At 62.9% G+C, this 15,901-nt stretch carries 13 protein-coding genes; all 13 read left to right on the top strand.

The features are described 5' to 3' along the window. Nucleotides 1-50 precede the first annotated feature (50 nt). The 13 genes from trpA (at nt 51) to murJ (ending at nt 15,856) form a co-directional block, all read left to right on the top strand. Complete coding sequence (gene trpA, locus E8L22_RS00540) at nt 51-857, top strand: tryptophan synthase subunit alpha (RefSeq protein WP_136523354.1); 807 nt, start codon at nt 51-53, stop codon at nt 855-857. Nucleotides 858-988: 131 nt separating this feature from the next. Continuing rightward, entirely contained in the window at nt 989-1,837 is an 849-nt protein-coding gene (gene accD / locus E8L22_RS00535) for an acetyl-CoA carboxylase, carboxyltransferase subunit beta (protein WP_136523353.1), read from the top strand. A 113-nt stretch (nt 1,838-1,950) separates the two neighbouring features. After that, a complete protein-coding gene (locus E8L22_RS00530; protein ID WP_136523352.1) occupies nt 1,951-2,577 on the top strand; it encodes a LysE family translocator in 627 nt (208 codons plus the stop codon). A gap of 64 nt (nt 2,578-2,641) precedes the next feature. Continuing rightward, nucleotides 2,642-3,916 carry a bifunctional folylpolyglutamate synthase/dihydrofolate synthase gene (locus E8L22_RS00525; RefSeq protein WP_136523351.1) on the top strand — a complete coding sequence of 425 codons (1,275 nt, stop codon included), beginning with the start codon at nt 2,642-2,644 and terminating at the stop codon, nt 3,914-3,916. Nucleotides 3,917-3,966: 50 nt separating this feature from the next. Further along, nucleotides 3,967-6,021: an LPS-assembly protein LptD gene (locus tag E8L22_RS00520; RefSeq protein WP_136523350.1), complete on the top strand. Its 2,055-nt coding sequence runs from the start codon at nt 3,967-3,969 to the stop codon at nt 6,019-6,021. Between the two features lie 134 nt (nt 6,022-6,155). Then, nucleotides 6,156-7,223: a dTDP-glucose 4,6-dehydratase gene (rfbB, locus tag E8L22_RS00515; RefSeq protein WP_136523349.1), complete on the top strand. Its 1,068-nt coding sequence runs from the start codon at nt 6,156-6,158 to the stop codon at nt 7,221-7,223. A gap of 261 nt (nt 7,224-7,484) precedes the next feature. After that, a complete protein-coding gene (gene rfbD / locus E8L22_RS00510; RefSeq protein WP_136523348.1) occupies nt 7,485-8,318 on the top strand; it encodes a dTDP-4-dehydrorhamnose reductase in 834 nt (277 codons plus the stop codon). A 29-nt stretch (nt 8,319-8,347) separates the two neighbouring features. Further along, the gene (locus E8L22_RS00505; RefSeq protein ID WP_246044477.1) at nt 8,348-8,740 is read left to right on the top strand and encodes a cupin domain-containing protein; all 393 of its coding nucleotides are present in this window, start codon (nt 8,348-8,350) and stop codon (nt 8,738-8,740) included. After that, nucleotides 8,741-9,889, top strand: coding sequence for a Na+/H+ antiporter NhaA (locus tag E8L22_RS00500; RefSeq protein ID WP_136523346.1), 1,149 nt, complete (start codon nt 8,741-8,743; stop codon nt 9,887-9,889). Between the two features lie 23 nt (nt 9,890-9,912). After that, nucleotides 9,913-10,986, top strand: coding sequence for a mannose-1-phosphate guanylyltransferase (locus E8L22_RS00495; RefSeq protein ID WP_136523345.1), 1,074 nt, complete (start codon nt 9,913-9,915; stop codon nt 10,984-10,986). A 178-nt stretch (nt 10,987-11,164) separates the two neighbouring features. Beyond that, the gene (locus E8L22_RS00490; RefSeq protein WP_136523344.1) at nt 11,165-12,901 is read left to right on the top strand and encodes an aldehyde ferredoxin oxidoreductase family protein; all 1,737 of its coding nucleotides are present in this window, start codon (nt 11,165-11,167) and stop codon (nt 12,899-12,901) included. Nucleotides 12,902-12,920: 19 nt separating this feature from the next. Continuing rightward, nucleotides 12,921-14,090: a class II aldolase/adducin family protein gene (locus E8L22_RS00485; protein WP_136523343.1), complete on the top strand. Its 1,170-nt coding sequence runs from the start codon at nt 12,921-12,923 to the stop codon at nt 14,088-14,090. A gap of 197 nt (nt 14,091-14,287) precedes the next feature. Next, on the top strand, nt 14,288-15,856 hold the full coding sequence (gene murJ / locus E8L22_RS00480) for a murein biosynthesis integral membrane protein MurJ (protein WP_136523342.1): 1,569 nt from the start codon (nt 14,288-14,290) through the stop codon (nt 15,854-15,856). Nucleotides 15,857-15,901 lie beyond the last annotated feature (45 nt).

Below are 15,901 nucleotides of genomic sequence, written 5' to 3'. Positions count from 1 at the left end.
TAACCTGGAACGTCGAACGTTGAACGTCTTTCAGGTTTTAAGGAGTTGCCATGGGCAGGATTGCCGATAGATTCGCAGCACTCAAAGCAAAAGGGGAAAAGGGGCTGGTGACATTCATCACCGCCGGCGACCCGGACCTCGCCACCACCGAACAGGCGGTGCTGGAACTGGAGAAGGCCGGGGCCGACCTGATCGAGCTCGGCGTCCCGTTCTCCGATCCGATGGCGGACGGGCCGACCATCCAGCTTTCGTCGGACCGGGCCCTTGCCTCCGGGACCACGCTCCCGGGGATTCTCGAACTGGTCGCGCGCCTGCGCGTAAAAACCCAGATCCCCATCGTCCTCATGGGGTACTTCAACCCGATCTTCACCTACGGAGCCGAGCGCTTCGCCTGCGATGCCGCCAAGGCGGGTGTGGACGCGCTCCTCGTCGTTGACCTTCCCCCGGAAGAGGCGCCCGAGCTCAAGGAGCACACCGACCGTTGCGGCCTCGACCTCATCTTCCTTCTGACGCCGACCTCGGACGCCGAGCGCGTCGCGTCGGTTGCGCGCCAGGGAAGCGGCTTCATCTACTACGTCTCGGTGACCGGCGTGACCGGCGCGAGAAGTGCGGTGGCCGACACCCTCGCCGAACGCGTCACCTCTGTGCGGGACGCGCTCAGCCTGCCGCTCGTGGTCGGCTTCGGCATTTCCACGCCGGAGCAGGCCAGGCAGGTTGCGCAGGTCGCCGACGGCGTGGTGGTGGGAAGCGCCCTGGTGAAGTATTTCGAGAAATACCAGGGGGCGGAACTGTTGCGGGAACTCTCCTCCTTCGTCGGCGCTCTAAAACAAGGGGTGCGGCAATCGTCCGCAGGATAATCACGTAATTTCGGTATGTTGGCGCGCAAGGTGCACCGTTTTGTTTGACATGCATGAAGCGATCTGCTAAGAAACAGCGCTGATTTACGACTAAATAAAACAGCTGGGGACTATCCCACGAGAGGGCACATATGGCTTGGTTCAAAAGAGACAATCCGCCTAAAGCAAGAGGGCCGGAGCACAAGGTGAAGGTGCCGGAAGGGCTTTGGACGAAGTGCGTTAGCTGCGCAGAGACCATCTATACGAAGGACATCGAGAGCAACCTGAACGTCTGCCCGAAGTGCGGCCACCACTACCGCGTCTCCACGAAGAGGAGGATCGAGCTCCTCATCGACGAGGGGACCTTCGTCGAGTTCGACGCCGGTATCGTGTCGGTCGATTTCCTCGAGTTCAAGGACAGCAAGAGCTACCAGGAGCGCATCGACCAGGCCTTGGCCAAGAAAGGGAGCAAGGACGCCATCGTCTGCGGCTCGGGCAAGATCGAGGGGACCCCTGTGCAGCTGTGCGTCTTCGACTTCTCCTTCATGGGGGGCTCCATGGGGAGCGTCGTGGGCGAGAAGATCACCCGCGGCATCGAGCGCGCCCTTGCCGAGCGCACCCCCTGCATCATCGTCTCCGCCTCCGGCGGCGCCAGGATGCAGGAGAGCATCCTCTCCCTCATGCAGATGGCGAAGACCTCCGCGGCCCTTGCCAAGCTCCGTGAAGCAGGGCTTCCCTTCGTCTCCATCCTGACCGACCCGACCACCGGCGGCGTCACCGCGAGCTTCGCGATGCTGGGCGACATCAACATGGCCGAGCCGAAGGCGCTCATCGGTTTCGCAGGACCCCGCGTCATCGAGCAGACCATCCGCCAGAAGCTCCCGCAGGGCTTCCAGCGCTCCGAGTACCTGCTTGACCACGGCATGGTCGACGTCATCGTGGAGCGGAGCAAGATGAAAGCACAGCTCTCCAGCATCCTGAAGATGCTCTACAGAAACTAAAAAAGCAGGTCGAGGTCGAGGTATCAGAGAGGTTAAGGCAGAGGAGGGAAGCTCCAAACCTTAACCTTTCTCTTTTTTGAGCCTCCAAACCTCGAGCCTCGCCGGGAGTCGCCATGGTTTCCCTCACCCAGTTGGCCCTGTTCGCCGTCGCCTCCACGCTCCTCATCTTCACCCCCGGCCCCGACATCATCTACGTGATGACGCGCGGCGTTGCGCAGGGGAGAAAGGCCGGCCTCGCGGCGGCGGCAGGGTTCGCGCTCGGCAACTTCGCGCACACCTTCTTCGCCATCGTCGGCCTCTCCGCCCTGATCACCTCTTCGGCGACCGCCTTCGCCTGCGTGAGGTACGCCGGTGCCGCTTACCTGATGTACATCGGCTACAAGATGCTCCGCAGCAAGGCGTCCATCGTCGCGGAGGGGGCGGCGGGGGAACTGGCGTGCCGGGAGATCTTTCGTCAAAGCATCCTCGCCAACATCATGAACCCGAAGGTGGCGCTCTTCTTTCTCGCCTTCTTCCCTCAGTTCGTCGAGCGCTCGCGCGGCGGCGTTCCCATGCAGATGCTCGTTCTCGGCAGCACCTTCGTCATGCTGACCATGCTCGGCTTTGGCCTTGTGGCACTTCTCTCCGGGGAGATCGGGCGCTGGCTGAACCGCAGCGCGGGCGCCGGAAACCGGATCGGACAGGTGGCCGGCTGCATCCTGATGGCCCTCGGTCTGCGTCTTGCCTGGCCCGAGGCCTGAGCCCCTTCCAGACCCCGATTGATATGGACTTTTTCATGCTCTTTACCTATAATCCCGCCCTGTCATGACCTACGCGGAGACCCTCGAGCACATCTACGCCCTGGGACGCTTCGGCATCAAGCCGGGGCTCGACAGGATCGTCCCGCTTCTTGCCGCACTGGGCAATCCGCAGGACACCTTCAAGACGGTCCACGTTGTCGGCACCAACGGCAAGGGGTCGACCTCTTCCTTCCTCGCCTCCATCCTCGGCGCCGGCGGCTACAGAACCGGACTTTTCACCTCGCCGCATCTGATATCCTTCACCGAGCGCATGAAGGTGAACGGCGCTGAAATCGAGGAGGATGACGTGGCGCGGCTGGCGGCCCTGGTGCTTGCCGCCGCCCCGAAAGAGAGCACCTTCTTCGAGATCGTCACCGCTTTGGCAGCCCTCTATTTTGCCGAGAGCGGGGTGGACATCGCCATCTTCGAGGCGGGGATGGGAGGACGCCTCGACGCCACCAACGCACTCAACGGTATCCTTTGCGCCATCGCGCCGATCTCCATCGAGCACACCGATTATCTCGGCAGCACCGTCGAGGAGATCGCCGCGGAGAAGGCCGGGATCTGCAAGCCCGGCGCCCCTGTGGTGACGGCGCGCCAGCTCCCCGAGGCGCAGTTCATCATCGAGCACAACGCGGACCGTCTCGCCGCACCGCTTTACCGACAGGGTGAAGCCTTCGACGCCTTCTGGATGGACCGCTCCCTGTATTACCGGGGCGTCTCGCTCACCCTGGACGGGCTGCAATGCGGCCTTTTGGGGCGCTATCAAAGCGGCAACGCGGCCCTCGCGCTCGCCTGCGCGGAGATCCTCGGGGCGATCGGCTTTCCGATAACGCCTCAGGCGATGGCCGCCGGGGTGGCCAACGCCCGCTGGCCCGGACGGATGGAGCTCTTCGGCGACGCCCCCCGCGTGCTGCTCGACGGGGCACACAACCCGGCCGGTGCCCGGGCCCTTGCCGAGGCGCTCGATGACATCCCGCGCGGGCGTCTGTTCCTTGTCATCGGCGTGATGGCCGACAAGGAGCTTTCCGGCATCCTCTCTCCGCTTTTGCCGCTTGCCGAGCGGGTCTTCGCGGTGACGCCGGCCATCGATCGCGCTCTGCCCGCCGTGGAACTTGCCGGCTACTGTCTCGGGGCCGGGGTCGAGGCCATGGCGGCCGGAAGCGTCGGCGAAGGGGTCCAGCTTGCGAGAAACGTGGCCGCTGACGACGACCTGATCGTGGTGTGCGGTTCCCTCTTCACCGTGGGTGAGGCGAGGGGCCACCTGAAATCCGAGACCTTCGAGCCGTTCCGGGGATGAAACCGGACGGCACACTGCACGGCGGGAAGTCCCGCCCGAACCGGAGTGCGATGAAACCTGCAAGAGCCTTCTGGCTCCTAACATACCTTCTTTTCTCCGCCGGGATTGCCCGGGGCGAGATGGCCATCCCCAACAAGGAGGCGACCATCAAGGCGGACCACCTGTCGGTGGACACCCCAACCGACAGCTACCACGCCGAGGGGAACGTGCTCATCACCCAGGAGGGTGCATCCCTTCTCGCCGACAGCGTCATCTATCACAGGTTGACCGGCGATGCGGTTGCCGAGGGGAACGTCCGACTCGAGCGCGGCGGCGATACCATGAACGGCAGGAAGCTCCTTTTGGACCTGGTCACCCAGCACGGGGAGCTTTTGAGCGGCGAGCTCTTCGTGAAAAAATCCAATTTCCGCCTGCGTGCCGACCGGCTTATGAAGACCGGGGATGCCGACTACCGGGTGGAGCGGGGGACCTTCACCACCTGCGACGGCGACCGCCCGAGCTGGCATTTCGAGGCGAGCCGGGTTGATCTCACCCTGGATGAATACGCGACGGCGAAACACGCGGTATTCTACGTCGGCGACATCCCGTTGTTCTACACCCCGTACCTCGTCTTCCCGGCCAACACCGATCGGCAGTCGGGTCTTATGATACCGAAGCTCGGCTTCTCGTCGAAACGGGGCTTCTACATCGACCAGCCGTACTACTGGGCCATAAACCAGAGCCAGGAGGCGACCTTCAACCTCGACATCGAGACCTCCCGCGGCGTGGGGAGCGGCGTCGAATACCGCTACCTGCGGCCGCACGGCAGTCAGGGGTACCTGCATGCCTTCGGTATCTACGACACCAATGAGAGCGGGTTCCGCGGCGAGGTGCAGCAAAGACACCTGGAGATCCTCACGCCGGACCTGACCGTTGCCTCCACCATCCACATGATCTCGGACCGCCGCTACTACCTTGATTACGGCGAGTTTTCCGGCGAATACAACCGCCAGCTCCTCGAATCGACCGTCTCTTTCGACCGGCGCTGGGACCGCTACGGTTTGAGCGGTGACCTGCGTTATGCGCAGGACCTCGAGGCTCCCACCAACGACGCGACGCTGCAGCGCTTGCCGAGACTGAGCTTCATCGCCGCAGGGGACAAGATCGGTCCGCTTCTTTTCTCCATGGACTCGAGCGTCTCCAATTTCATCCGCGACATCGGGGCAACCGGACAGCGCCTCGTCGTGCACCCGCGGCTTTCCTACTACGCTAAGCCGGGGGACGCGCTCGACTTCTCGCTGTACGGAGGGTTCCAGCAGCGCCTGTACAACGCACGCGGCGACAGCCCCGACCCCGGGTGGCGCCAGATCGGGCAGGCCGACGGCGGGGCCACGTTGTCGCTTCCCCTGGAGAGGATCTACGACGGAACGACGCGCCACCTGCTGGTTCCCGAGCTCCAATACGCTTTCGTGGAGCGGCGCGCCGATCAGAATCTCCCCCTCTTCGACTACGACGACCGCGTCTTGGGGCAGAGCATCGCCTACCTTTCCCTATCAAACACCTTCACAAGGAAGTTCGTCAGGGAGGGGCTGCCGGACGAGTACCGCGACATCATGTACCTGAAGCTGACCCAAGGGTACCAGTTCTCGGGTGAGCGCCGCGACCTCCTCACGCTGGTCGACGAGGGGAACAAGCTAACCGACCTGATGCTTGAGAGCGTGGTCACCCCGATGCAGAACCTTTCCCTGCTCCTGGACGGGCGCTACAACATGGAGGGCAACGACCTCTCCACCGCCAACATCGGGCTCGAGTACAAGGGGGAGGGGAAGAAGGACCTGGCCCGGCTGACCTATCGCCACAGTAGGGGCGAGCTGGACTACCTGGACGCCGGTCTGGTCTTCCCGCTCGGGACCCGGTTCACCGCAGACCTGGAGGGGCGTTACTCCTTTGACAGGGGCGCCTTCCTGGGCTCCCGCTACGCCCTGGAATACCGGCAGCAGTGCTGGAGCGTGGTTCTGGCCTATTCCGACCGGGTGCGGAGTCACCAGGTGACCGGCGAGCAGCAGTTCACGGTAAACTTCTCGCTGGCCGGCCTGGGATCGCTGGGGCCGATGCGGACCATGTAGCCGATTGCCGTGGTCGCCCGGCGAAGCCGTAAGAAGTTGACATTATTCTTTTCACCGGTGTATCTAAGAGGAGCCGCTACTAAAGCCGGAACACCGCGCTAAGGACAGCGGCAGATCCTGGTCTGGAGGTTCACATGAAGGATGCATTCACCCCCACCTCACTTTTGGTTACCGGAGGAGCGGGTTTCATTGGTTCCAATTTCATCAATCACTTCATGGCCGGCAATCCCGGCTGCCGGGTCGTCAACCTCGACCTTTTGACCTATGCCGGGAACCTCAAGAACCTCACCGCGGTCGAGGCGAACCCGCAGTACCGTTTCGTGAAAGGGGACATCTGCGACGCCTCCCTGGTGGCGCGGCTTCTGGAAGAGGAGAAGATAGACGCCGTCGCGCACTTTGCCGCCGAGTCGCACGTCGACCGCTCCATCACCGGTCCTGACATATTCGTGAGGACCAACGTTCTCGGGACGCAGACCCTTCTCGAGGCGAGCCGCAAACACGCCGAGAGTCTCCCTGCGTTCCGCTTCCTGCAGGTCTCCACGGACGAGGTATACGGCAGCCTTGGTTCCGAAGGGTACTTCACGGAGGAGACTCCGCTTGCCCCCAACTCCCCGTACTCCGCCAGCAAGGCCGGGGCGGATCTCCTGGTGCGGGCGTATTTCGAGACCTTCGGTCTGCCGACCCTTAATACCCGTTGCTCCAACAACTACGGCCCCTACCATTTCCCTGAGAAGCTCATCCCGCTGATGATCCACAACATCCTGAAGCGGCGCTCTCTGCCGGTTTATGGCGACGGCCTGAACGTGCGCGACTGGCTGCACGTGAAGGACCACTCCGCGGCGATCGAGCGTGTGCTGAAGAGCGGGAAGCCGGGCGAGATCTTCAACGTAGGCGGGAACAACGAGTGGAAGAACATCGACATCGTGAAGCTCGTCTGCGATCTGATGGATGAGCGGCTCGGGCGTGCGTCCGGTGAGAGTCGCGGGCTGATCACCTTCGTGAAGGACCGCAAGGGGCATGACCGGCGTTACGCCATCGACGCCTCGAAATTGAAGCGTGACCTCGGGTGGGAGCCCGGTTACACCTTCGAGCGCGGCATCGCCGAGACCATCGACTGGTATCTGGCGAACCAGGCGTGGGTCGAGGAAGTCGCCTCCGGCGCCTACCGCGAGTACTACGAGATGCAGTACGGCCAGGCTTAACGGCTTTAACGGACGTTCAACGTTCAACGTTCAACGTTCAACGGAATGTGAACTGAGTATTGCCGCTGCATCTGTGGCGGCCGGTAAGGCACTGTCGGATTGTGTAGTGACGAAAAAGTACGGGGCGGTTTCCAAGCTGCCCGTTCTCGGCTAGAATCTAGCCTTGTTTTAATTTCCGGTGCCGCCACGGCGCCGCCGCGCGTGGCAGAGGCACTTTGTCGAACGCTGAACGCTGAACGTTGAACGTTTCCTGGAGGACAGATGATTCTGGTAGTCGGCAGCAAAGGGATGTTGGGACAGGAGCTGATGGCGCTTTACGGTGACCGCGCGCGCGGCGTCGACATCGACGACATCGACATCACCGACCTTGCCTCGGTGCAACGCGTCCTCACCACCATCAAGCCTTCCGTGGTGATTAACGCCGCAGCCTACACCGACGTGGACGGCTGCCAGGACAACGCCGAACGCGCCATGCAGGTGAACGGCGAGGGGGTGGCACACCTTGCCATGATCAGCAAGGAGATCGGCGCGAAACTCGTGCAGGTGAGCACCGACTACATCTTCGACGGCAATAAGGGTACCCCCTACCTCGAGGACGACCTGGCGTCGCCTTTGAGCGTGTACGGCGAATCGAAGCTCGCCGGCGAGATGAACGCCTGGTTCAACCCGAACCACCTGATCGTACGCACCCAGTGGCTCTACGGGCACGGCGGGAAGAACTTCGTAGAGACCATGCTTAGGCTCGCCAAGGACAAAAAGGAGATCTCCGTGGTGGACGACCAGATCGGCTCCCCGACCTGGACCGGCGACCTCGCCCTGGCCATCAAGGCCCTCCTGGAGAAGGGGTGCGAGGGGACCTACCATGCCGCCAACGCGGGATTCGTCTCCTGGAACGGTTTCGCCAAGGAGATCTTCCGCCTTGCGGGCCTTGACGTCACGGTTCTCGCCATGACCACAGAAGAGCTCGGCCGGCCGGCGCCGCGCCCTCTCTATTCAACCCTGGACTGCGGCAAGCTCTCCCGGGATACCGGCTTCACACCGCAGCCCTGGCAGGAGGCGCTCAGGCGCTATCTGGAGCTCAGGGAGGAAAAATAACCATGAAACAAGAGCAAACGGAGGCCGTCATGGAACGCGGAGAGCGTCCCTGGGGGACATACACCGTACTTGAAGAAAACGGCAGCTACAAGATAAAGCGCATCGAGGTGATGCCGGGGCAGAGGCTGTCGCTGCAGATGCACCACCACAGAAGCGAGCACTGGATCGTCGTTTCCGGGACGGCACGGGTCACCTGCGGTGAGACCGTCAAGATCATCAACATCAACGAATCCACCTTCATCCCCATCGGCTCGACGCATCGTCTGGAGAACCCGGGCGTCATCCCCCTGGTGATCATCGAGGTGCAAAGCGGCGAGTACCTGGGCGAGGACGATATCGTCCGCTTCCAGGACGACTACCACCGCGTGGATCATGAGTCCGAGGCCGACGGCGTCGGGGCCGGCGTGGAGCCTGTCGTATAGATGAAAAAGCAGCTAAGCCTGCTGCGGGAGTTCTCGGTCCCACTGGCTGCCGGCGTCATCGCCGCGCTCGCCTGGGCCAACCTCGCCCCGCAGCAGTACCACCACTTCCTGCATGACCCGCTTCTTGCGGGTCTTTCTGTTCACTTCGTCACCAACGACCTGTTCATGGCGTTTTTCTTCGGCATCGCCGCCGTCGAGATCACCCAGAGCTGTCTGCCCGGCGGTGACCTGTACCCCTTGAAGCGTGCGGTGAATCCGCTGCTTGCCACGGTAGGGGGGATACTGGGGCCGGTTGTGCTCTATCTCCTCCTCAACGCCTGGATCGGAGCACCGTCGCTCGCCCGTGGATGGGGCATCCCGACCGCAACCGATATCGCGCTTGCCTGGCTTGCGGCGCGCTTCATCTTCGGCAAAGGGCATCCGGCCATCGCATTTTTGCTTTTGCTGGCGATAGCCGACGACGCGGTGGGGCTCATCATCATCGCCCTTTTCTACGGCGATCCCCTTGCCCCCGTGCAGCCGGTTTGGCTTTTGCTTTGCGGCGCGGCGCTTGCCGTCTGCTTTTTGCTGCGCCGTTTCAAGGTGGCGAACTACTGGCCCTATCTCATTCTCGGCGGCACGCTGAGCTGGTTCGGCCTGCATCTTGCCCATCTGCACCCGGCGCTGGCGCTGACCTTGGTGGTGCCGTTTCTGCCCCATCCCCCCATGGAAAAGCGCCACATGTTCGACATCGATCCCGAGGACCTCACCCCGCTTTCCCGGTTCGAGCACGACTGGAAGCTTTTCGTCGACCTGGGGCTCTTCGTCTTCGGTCTGGTGAACGCTGGCGTGACCTTCGGAGCGGTCGGTACCGCCACCTGGCTTGTGCTCGCCTCCCTGATCGCCGGCAAGATGGTCGGCATCACCGGCTTCGGTCTTTTAGGTACTAAACTGGGCTTCCCGCTTCCCATAGGCGTCGGGGTGCGCGAACTCGTTGCGACCAGCCTCACCGCCGGCATCGGCTTCACCGTTGCCCTCTTCGTCGCCGGAGAGGCCTTCGCTGATCAAGAGCTGGCCTCATCTGCGAAGATGGGGGCGATGCTGAGTCTCTGCGCCTTTCTCCCCGCGGCCCTCGTGGCCAAGGCCGGACGCGGCAGGCGCTCATCCTGACAACGCCGTTCATGGAGGAAACCATGTACATAGTCATTCTCGCCGGTGGATCCGGGACCAGGTTCTGGCCCCTGTCCCGCAAGAGCACGCCGAAGCAGCTCATGTCGGTTTTCGGCGGCAAGTCCATGTTGCAGAGGACCGTGGAGCGGGTCCTGCCGCTTGATCCGAAGCGGATACTGGTGGTCACCAATGCCCTGCAGGCGGCGGAGACCAGGAACCAGTTGACGTACATAAAAGACGTCCCGGTCGACGTGATCGAGGAGCCGGTAGGCCGCAACACGGCGCCTGCCATCGGCCTTGCCGCCTCGATCATCGCCCGCTTCGATCCCGACGGGATCATGGCGGTGCTGCCGGCCGATCACTACATCGTTGACGAGGAGACCTTCCGGGCCACGCTTATTACCGCACGTTCCGTCGCGGTGAGCGGCGCCCTGGTGACGCTCGGGATCACGCCGACGCGCCCCGAGACCGGCTACGGCTACATCCAGGCCGCCGTCGCGGGAGGTTCCGGTGCCGCTGCCGTCGAGCGCTTCGTGGAGAAGCCCAATCTCGAGCGGGCCATGGAGTTTCTGGCGAGCGGGCGTTTCTACTGGAACAGCGGCATGTTCGTCTGGGGTGCCTGTGCCATTTTGGACGAGATCGGGCGGCACATGCCGGAGCTCGCTCAGGCGCTGGCACGGCTCACCTTCGAGTCCCACGTATGGGAGATCGCGGATCTCAAACCCCAGATTGGCGAGATCTACGGCGCCATCAAGGGTGAGTCCATCGATTTCGGGGTCATGGAGAAGGCGAAGGACGTGCAGGTGATACCGGCGTCGTTCGGCTGGAGTGATGTCGGATCCTGGAGTGCGCTCCCTGAGGTGATGGACGCCGATACCGCGGGGCACGTGGTGATCAACGCGAGCGGAGCGGTATCGGTGGGGGCCAGGGATTGTCTCGCCTATGGCGGCGGCAAGGTGGTGGCGCTCGTCGGGGTAAGCGATCTGATCGTGGTCGATACCCCGGATGCGCTTCTTGTCTGCGCGAAGGATGCCGCCCAGGACGTGAAGAAGGTGGTTGAGGAACTCGAGCGGCAGGGGAAGGTGGAACTGCTTTAGAACGTTCAACGTTCGGCGTTCAACGTTCAAGAGAGTTCCTCCTCTAATTCCAGCATCATCATGCTTCCTGAGTGTTACGACGCGACAAGATGCCGTACCGTTGCAGGCCGATGACACGGAACCGTTGTCGAACGTTGAACGCTGAACGCTGAACGCTGAACGGGTTTATGAGGTTTTTATGGGCTGGACCGGAAAGTTGCTGCACGTTGATCTTACCCGCGGTACCTGCGAGCGCAGGGAGATCCCCACTGAAATCCTTCACGCCTACCTCGGGGGACGGGGCTTGGGCGTCCGCCTCATGCGCGACTTCTTCCGCCTCGATCCTTTCGACCCGGATATGCCGATCATCTTCGCGGTCGGCCCTCTTTGCGGCACCAACTCCCCCACCGCTGCCCGCCTTGCCTGCGTCTCCCGCTCACCGCTCACCGGCACGATTTACGACTGCTCGGCCGGAGGTCGCTTCGCCTGGCGCTTAAAGGCCGCCGGCCTCGATGCTATCTTCATCACCGGTCAAAGCGCCCAACCCGCAGTTCTCGCCATCGACGGCGCACGCGCCGAACTCCTCCCCGCCGGGTCCCTTTGGGGAAAAGGGGTGAAGGAGACCGTGGCCTCTCTGAAAGAGCGCGGCTCGGTAACCGCCATCGGCCCCGCCGGCGAAAACGGTGTCCTCTACGCCAACATCATGATGGGGGAGGGGAACTCGATCGGCCGCGGCGGGCTCGGCGCCGTCATGGGGGGCAAAAGACTCAAAGCGATCACGGTGCAGGGAGAGGGGACGACGCCGGTTGCGGACCGGGAACGCTTCGACGCCGCCCGCGCCGATGTCATGCGCCTCTTCCGCGCCTCCCCAGTCATCTTCGGCGAACTAGGCATCTCCGAGTACGGCACGCCCGCACTGGTCGACCTGATGGCACAGCGTCGCATGGCCCCCACCGAGAACTTCCGCGCCACCTTTTTCGCCGACTCTGGAAACTATTCCGGCCCGGCGATAAAGAGGGAGTGCGGCGCCAAGAAAGAAGGGTGCTACGGCTGCCCGATCCAGTGCAAGAAGGCGAGCGCGCAAGGGGAGGCGCTCCCCGAGTACGAGACGGTGAACCACTTCGGCGCCCTGAACGGCATCTCGGACCTGCACGCCATCGTGAGGGCGAACTCGCTTTGCAACGAACTCGGCATGGACACCATCTCTGCGGCGGCAACGCTTTCCGCTTTCGGCGAGGCGCGGGGACGCTTCCCGGACGCATCGGAGGTAGCGAGTCTTCTCGCCGACATCGCCCACCGCAGTGGGGACGGAGAGCTCCTGAGCCTCGGTTCGCGCCGCCTTGCCGAGCATCTCGGGCACTCCGAGGTCTCCATGTCGGTTAAATCTCTTGAGCTTCCCGCCTACGACCCGCGCGGCGCCTACGGCATGGCGCTCGCTTATGTGACCTCGAACCGCGGCGGCTGTCACCTGCGCGCCTACCCCATCTCGCACGAGATCCTGAGAAAGCCGGTCCCCACCGATCGCTTCTCCTTCTCGGGCAAGGCTCGCATCATCAAGATCGCAGAGGACGTGAACGCAGCGGTCGACTCCCTCGTCGCCTGCAAGTTCGCCTTCTTCGGCGCGACGCTGGAGGAGTACGGGGAGCTGTTGACCGCGGTGACCGGCGTGGAGTACGGCCCGGAAGCGCTCAAGGCAATCGGAGAGCGCATCTACCTGACCGAGCGGTTCTACAACTGCGAGAACGGTTTTTCCCGCAAGGACGACACCCTGCCGGAGCGCTTCTTCACCGAGCCGGGGAGCGGCGGCGAAGGGATCGACGTCCCCCCCGTGGACCGGGAGCGCTTCTCGGAGGAGCTGCAGAAGTACTACCGGATCCGCGGTCTCGACGAGAACGGCGGCTTCGGCGGCCGCAACATCCTGGAGGAGCTGCCCTAACCCGGGAGCGAAGTGAGACATGCGAGACCAGATCGATAAATACACGGAAAAACTCCTAGCCGACCGTTCCGCCTGCCCCGACGGCATCGCCTTCGCCGCGCAGGACGACGTCCTCATCACGGCAGGCGCGCAGGGGCTCGCCGAACTTGCGGGCAACACGCTCTCGCGCCTGAACTCCCTGGCGCTCGTCGCCGCGCGTCCCTCGCTCCCCTTTGCCGACTTCCTCATCGCACGCGCTGATGAACAGGAGGAGTGCATCGTGCCGCAGGACACCGAGACGCGGACCTTCCTGCACGACATCCCCTTCCTGCGTCAAAAGGACCTTTCCGGCGACCCCTCCCCCGTCCTTGCCAAGCTGCTCGGCAACCGGAAAGGGGTGATCGTGGAAGGGGTGGGGATCGTGGCCGTCGGCGCCATCACCGTGGAGCAGGCCTTCATCAACTACTCCTCGGTGTTCCATTCCACCTTCGTCAAATACCTGCAGGACGTGCTGGCCGACGGCTTTAAGCTGCCGGGCGAGCGGGAGGCGTTCGAGGAATTCCGCAGCCATTGGTTGAGGCCGCTCTCGGCGACAGGACTTGATTTCGTCCCGTCATTGCCTGGGGATAAAGAAGCGATTCTTGCCGAGATCGAGCGGGTGGGGCGCTACACCGTGGAACGCGGCCTCGTCGACTCCTTCTTCGGCAACATCTCGGCCGTCGCGGGAGAGCTCATCTACATATCGCAGACCGCCGCGAGCCTCGACGAGCTGAAAGGGTGCATCGATCCGGTTCCCGCCGACAACTCCTCGACCACTGGGATCACCGCTTCCAGCGAACTTCTGGCGCACCGTAAGATCTACGAACAGACCGGTTCGCGGGTGATCCTGCACGGCCACCCGAAATTCGCCGTGGTGATGAGCATGCTGTGCGACCGGAAGAAGGAGTGCAGCATCAAGGACTGCTGGAAGGACTGCCCGCACGTGCGCGACCTGGGCGGAACGCCGGTCGTCGCCGGTGAGATCGGCGCCGGGGGGCTGGCAAAGCGCGTTCCTCCGGTGATCGGAGCGAGCGGGTCCGCCATCGTCTACGGGCACGGCGTCTTCACGCTCGGGCGCGAAGGGTTTGGCGAGGCCTTCGCCTCCATGGTCGACGTGGAGAACTTCTGCCGGGAGGAATACTTCCGGCGGGTGGAAGAAGAAATGCTTTAACGCAAAGACGCAAAGACGCGGAGACGCTAAGAAAGGCTTCAAACCTGTTCTCGTGCATCAGCGTGTGACGCAACAAGTCCGGAACGCTCAGCGTCCTCCGGATTATGCCTTTCACCCTGATTTCAGGTTTTCTTCGCGTCTTTGCGGCTCCGCGTCTTTGCGTTGAGTCTTGATGCTTTTGATTTTTTGGAGGGATTTTGTCTGAAAAGAAGAACATAGCCCGCGCCGCCGGCGTTTTGGGCGCCGCCACCATGCTGTCTCGCATCATGGGGATGGTTCGCGACATGGTGGTCTCCCGCCTGTTCGGCGCAGGCCTCTACACGGACGCCTTCTTCGCCGCGTTCCAGATCCCCAACATGCTGCGCCGCTTCTTCGCCGAAGGTGCGCTCACCTCGGCCTTCGTCCCCACCTTCTCCGAGTGGCATACCACGAAAGGTGAGGAAGAGACCCGGGCGCTCGCGAATGTCTGCTTCACCGCGCTCACCATCGTGATGGCGGCCGTCACCGTCCTCGGCATCATCTTCTCGCCGCAGCTCGTGCACCTGATGTTCCCCGGTTTCTCCGGCAACCCCGAGAAACTCTCGGTCACCATCCTGCTGAACCGCCTCATGTTCCCGTACATCTTCTTCGTGAGTCTGGTTGCGCTCTGCATGGGGATCCTGAACACGCTGCGTCACTTCTTCACCCCGGCCATTTCCACGGTGTTCCTGAACATCTCGATGATCCTCTCGGCCCTGCTGCTGCACGACCGCTTCCGGGTCCCCATCGTGGCGCTTGCCGTCGGCGTCCTCATCGGCGGAGTTTTGCAACTTACGCTGCAACTGCCCGTGCTCTACCGGATGGGGTTCCCGATCCGCCCGAACTTCAACCTGAACCACCCCGCGTTGAAACGAATCACGCTCCTCATGGGACCGTCGGTGTTCGGCGTCGGCGTCTACTACCTCAACATCACCGTCGGCTCCATCCTCGCGTCGCTGCTCCCGGAAGGTAGCGTCTCCTACCTTTATTACGCCCAGCGGCTCTTCGAGTTCCCCCAGGGGATCTTCACGGTGTCTGTGGCCCAGGCGGTGCTTCCCTCGATGAGCCGGCAGGCGGCGGTGGGGGATATGGACGCCCTCAAGGAGTCGCTCAATTACGGGGTGAGGCTTACCCTCTTCATCACCATCCCGGCCATGGTCGGGCTCATGTTCTGTGCCACCCCCATCTTCTCGCTCCTCTTCATGGGCGGGGCCTTCGACTACGCCAAGGCGCAGAAGTGCGGCGTCGCCCTGCTGTACTACTCGATCGGCCTTACCTTCGTCGCGCTCGTGCGCGTGCTGGTCCCGGCCTTCTACGCTCTGAAGGATACGAAAACACCGGTTACCTCCGCCTTTATCGCCTTCCTGCTCAACTTCCTCTTCAGCCTCCTGCTGATGGGGCCTATGCTGCACGGGGGACTTGCGCTCGCCTCTTCTCTCTCGGCACTAGGCAACATGCTGCTGCTCCTGTGGTTCTTGAGGAAAAAGATCGGGCGCTTCGGGGGGAGGGCGATCACCGTGTCCGCCCTGAAAGGGATCGCCGCTTCGGTGCCGATGGCCGTTGCGGTGTACTGGATCATGGGGCTAATCGACTGGTCCACGACCGGCAGGCGCCTCTTAAAGGGGGGCGTGCTCGGGGGAGGGGTGCTGGCGGGAATCGTGATCTTTCTTGCCGCTTCGCACCTCTTGCGTTGCGACGAGGCGCGGGACGTGGTCGCCCTGGTGAGGAAAAAGCTGCTTAGAAGATAGACCGGGGCCTGGCCGGAACCGAACGCGCAGGAACGTGCAGATTCC

The sequence above is a fragment of the Geomonas ferrireducens genome, from assembly GCF_004917065.1.
Taxonomy (GTDB): domain Bacteria; phylum Desulfobacterota; class Desulfuromonadia; order Geobacterales; family Geobacteraceae; genus Geomonas; species Geomonas ferrireducens.
The sequence above is the reverse complement of the archived record's forward strand: the minus strand, read 5'-3'. Positions and strand labels throughout refer to the sequence as shown.

Bases quoted from the DNA above. Each gene is read 5' to 3' on its own strand.
- trpA (WP_136523354.1), top strand. From the start codon at position 51: ATGGGCAGGATTGCCGATAGATTCGCAGCACTCAAAGCAAAAGGGGAA.
- accD (WP_136523353.1), top strand. From the start codon at position 989: ATGGCTTGGTTCAAAAGAGACAATCCGCCTAAAGCAAGAGGGCCGGAG.
- E8L22_RS00530 (WP_136523352.1), top strand. From the start codon at position 1,951: ATGGTTTCCCTCACCCAGTTGGCCCTGTTCGCCGTCGCCTCCACGCTC.
- E8L22_RS00525 (WP_136523351.1), top strand. From the start codon at position 2,642: ATGACCTACGCGGAGACCCTCGAGCACATCTACGCCCTGGGACGCTTC.
- E8L22_RS00520 (WP_136523350.1), top strand. From the start codon at position 3,967: ATGAAACCTGCAAGAGCCTTCTGGCTCCTAACATACCTTCTTTTCTCC.
- rfbB (WP_136523349.1), top strand. From the start codon at position 6,156: ATGAAGGATGCATTCACCCCCACCTCACTTTTGGTTACCGGAGGAGCG.
- rfbD (WP_136523348.1), top strand. From the start codon at position 7,485: ATGATTCTGGTAGTCGGCAGCAAAGGGATGTTGGGACAGGAGCTGATG.
- E8L22_RS00505 (WP_246044477.1), top strand. From the start codon at position 8,348: ATGGAACGCGGAGAGCGTCCCTGGGGGACATACACCGTACTTGAAGAA.
- E8L22_RS00500 (WP_136523346.1), top strand. From the start codon at position 8,741: ATGAAAAAGCAGCTAAGCCTGCTGCGGGAGTTCTCGGTCCCACTGGCT.
- E8L22_RS00495 (WP_136523345.1), top strand. From the start codon at position 9,913: ATGTACATAGTCATTCTCGCCGGTGGATCCGGGACCAGGTTCTGGCCC.
- E8L22_RS00490 (WP_136523344.1), top strand. From the start codon at position 11,165: ATGGGCTGGACCGGAAAGTTGCTGCACGTTGATCTTACCCGCGGTACC.
- E8L22_RS00485 (WP_136523343.1), top strand. From the start codon at position 12,921: ATGCGAGACCAGATCGATAAATACACGGAAAAACTCCTAGCCGACCGT.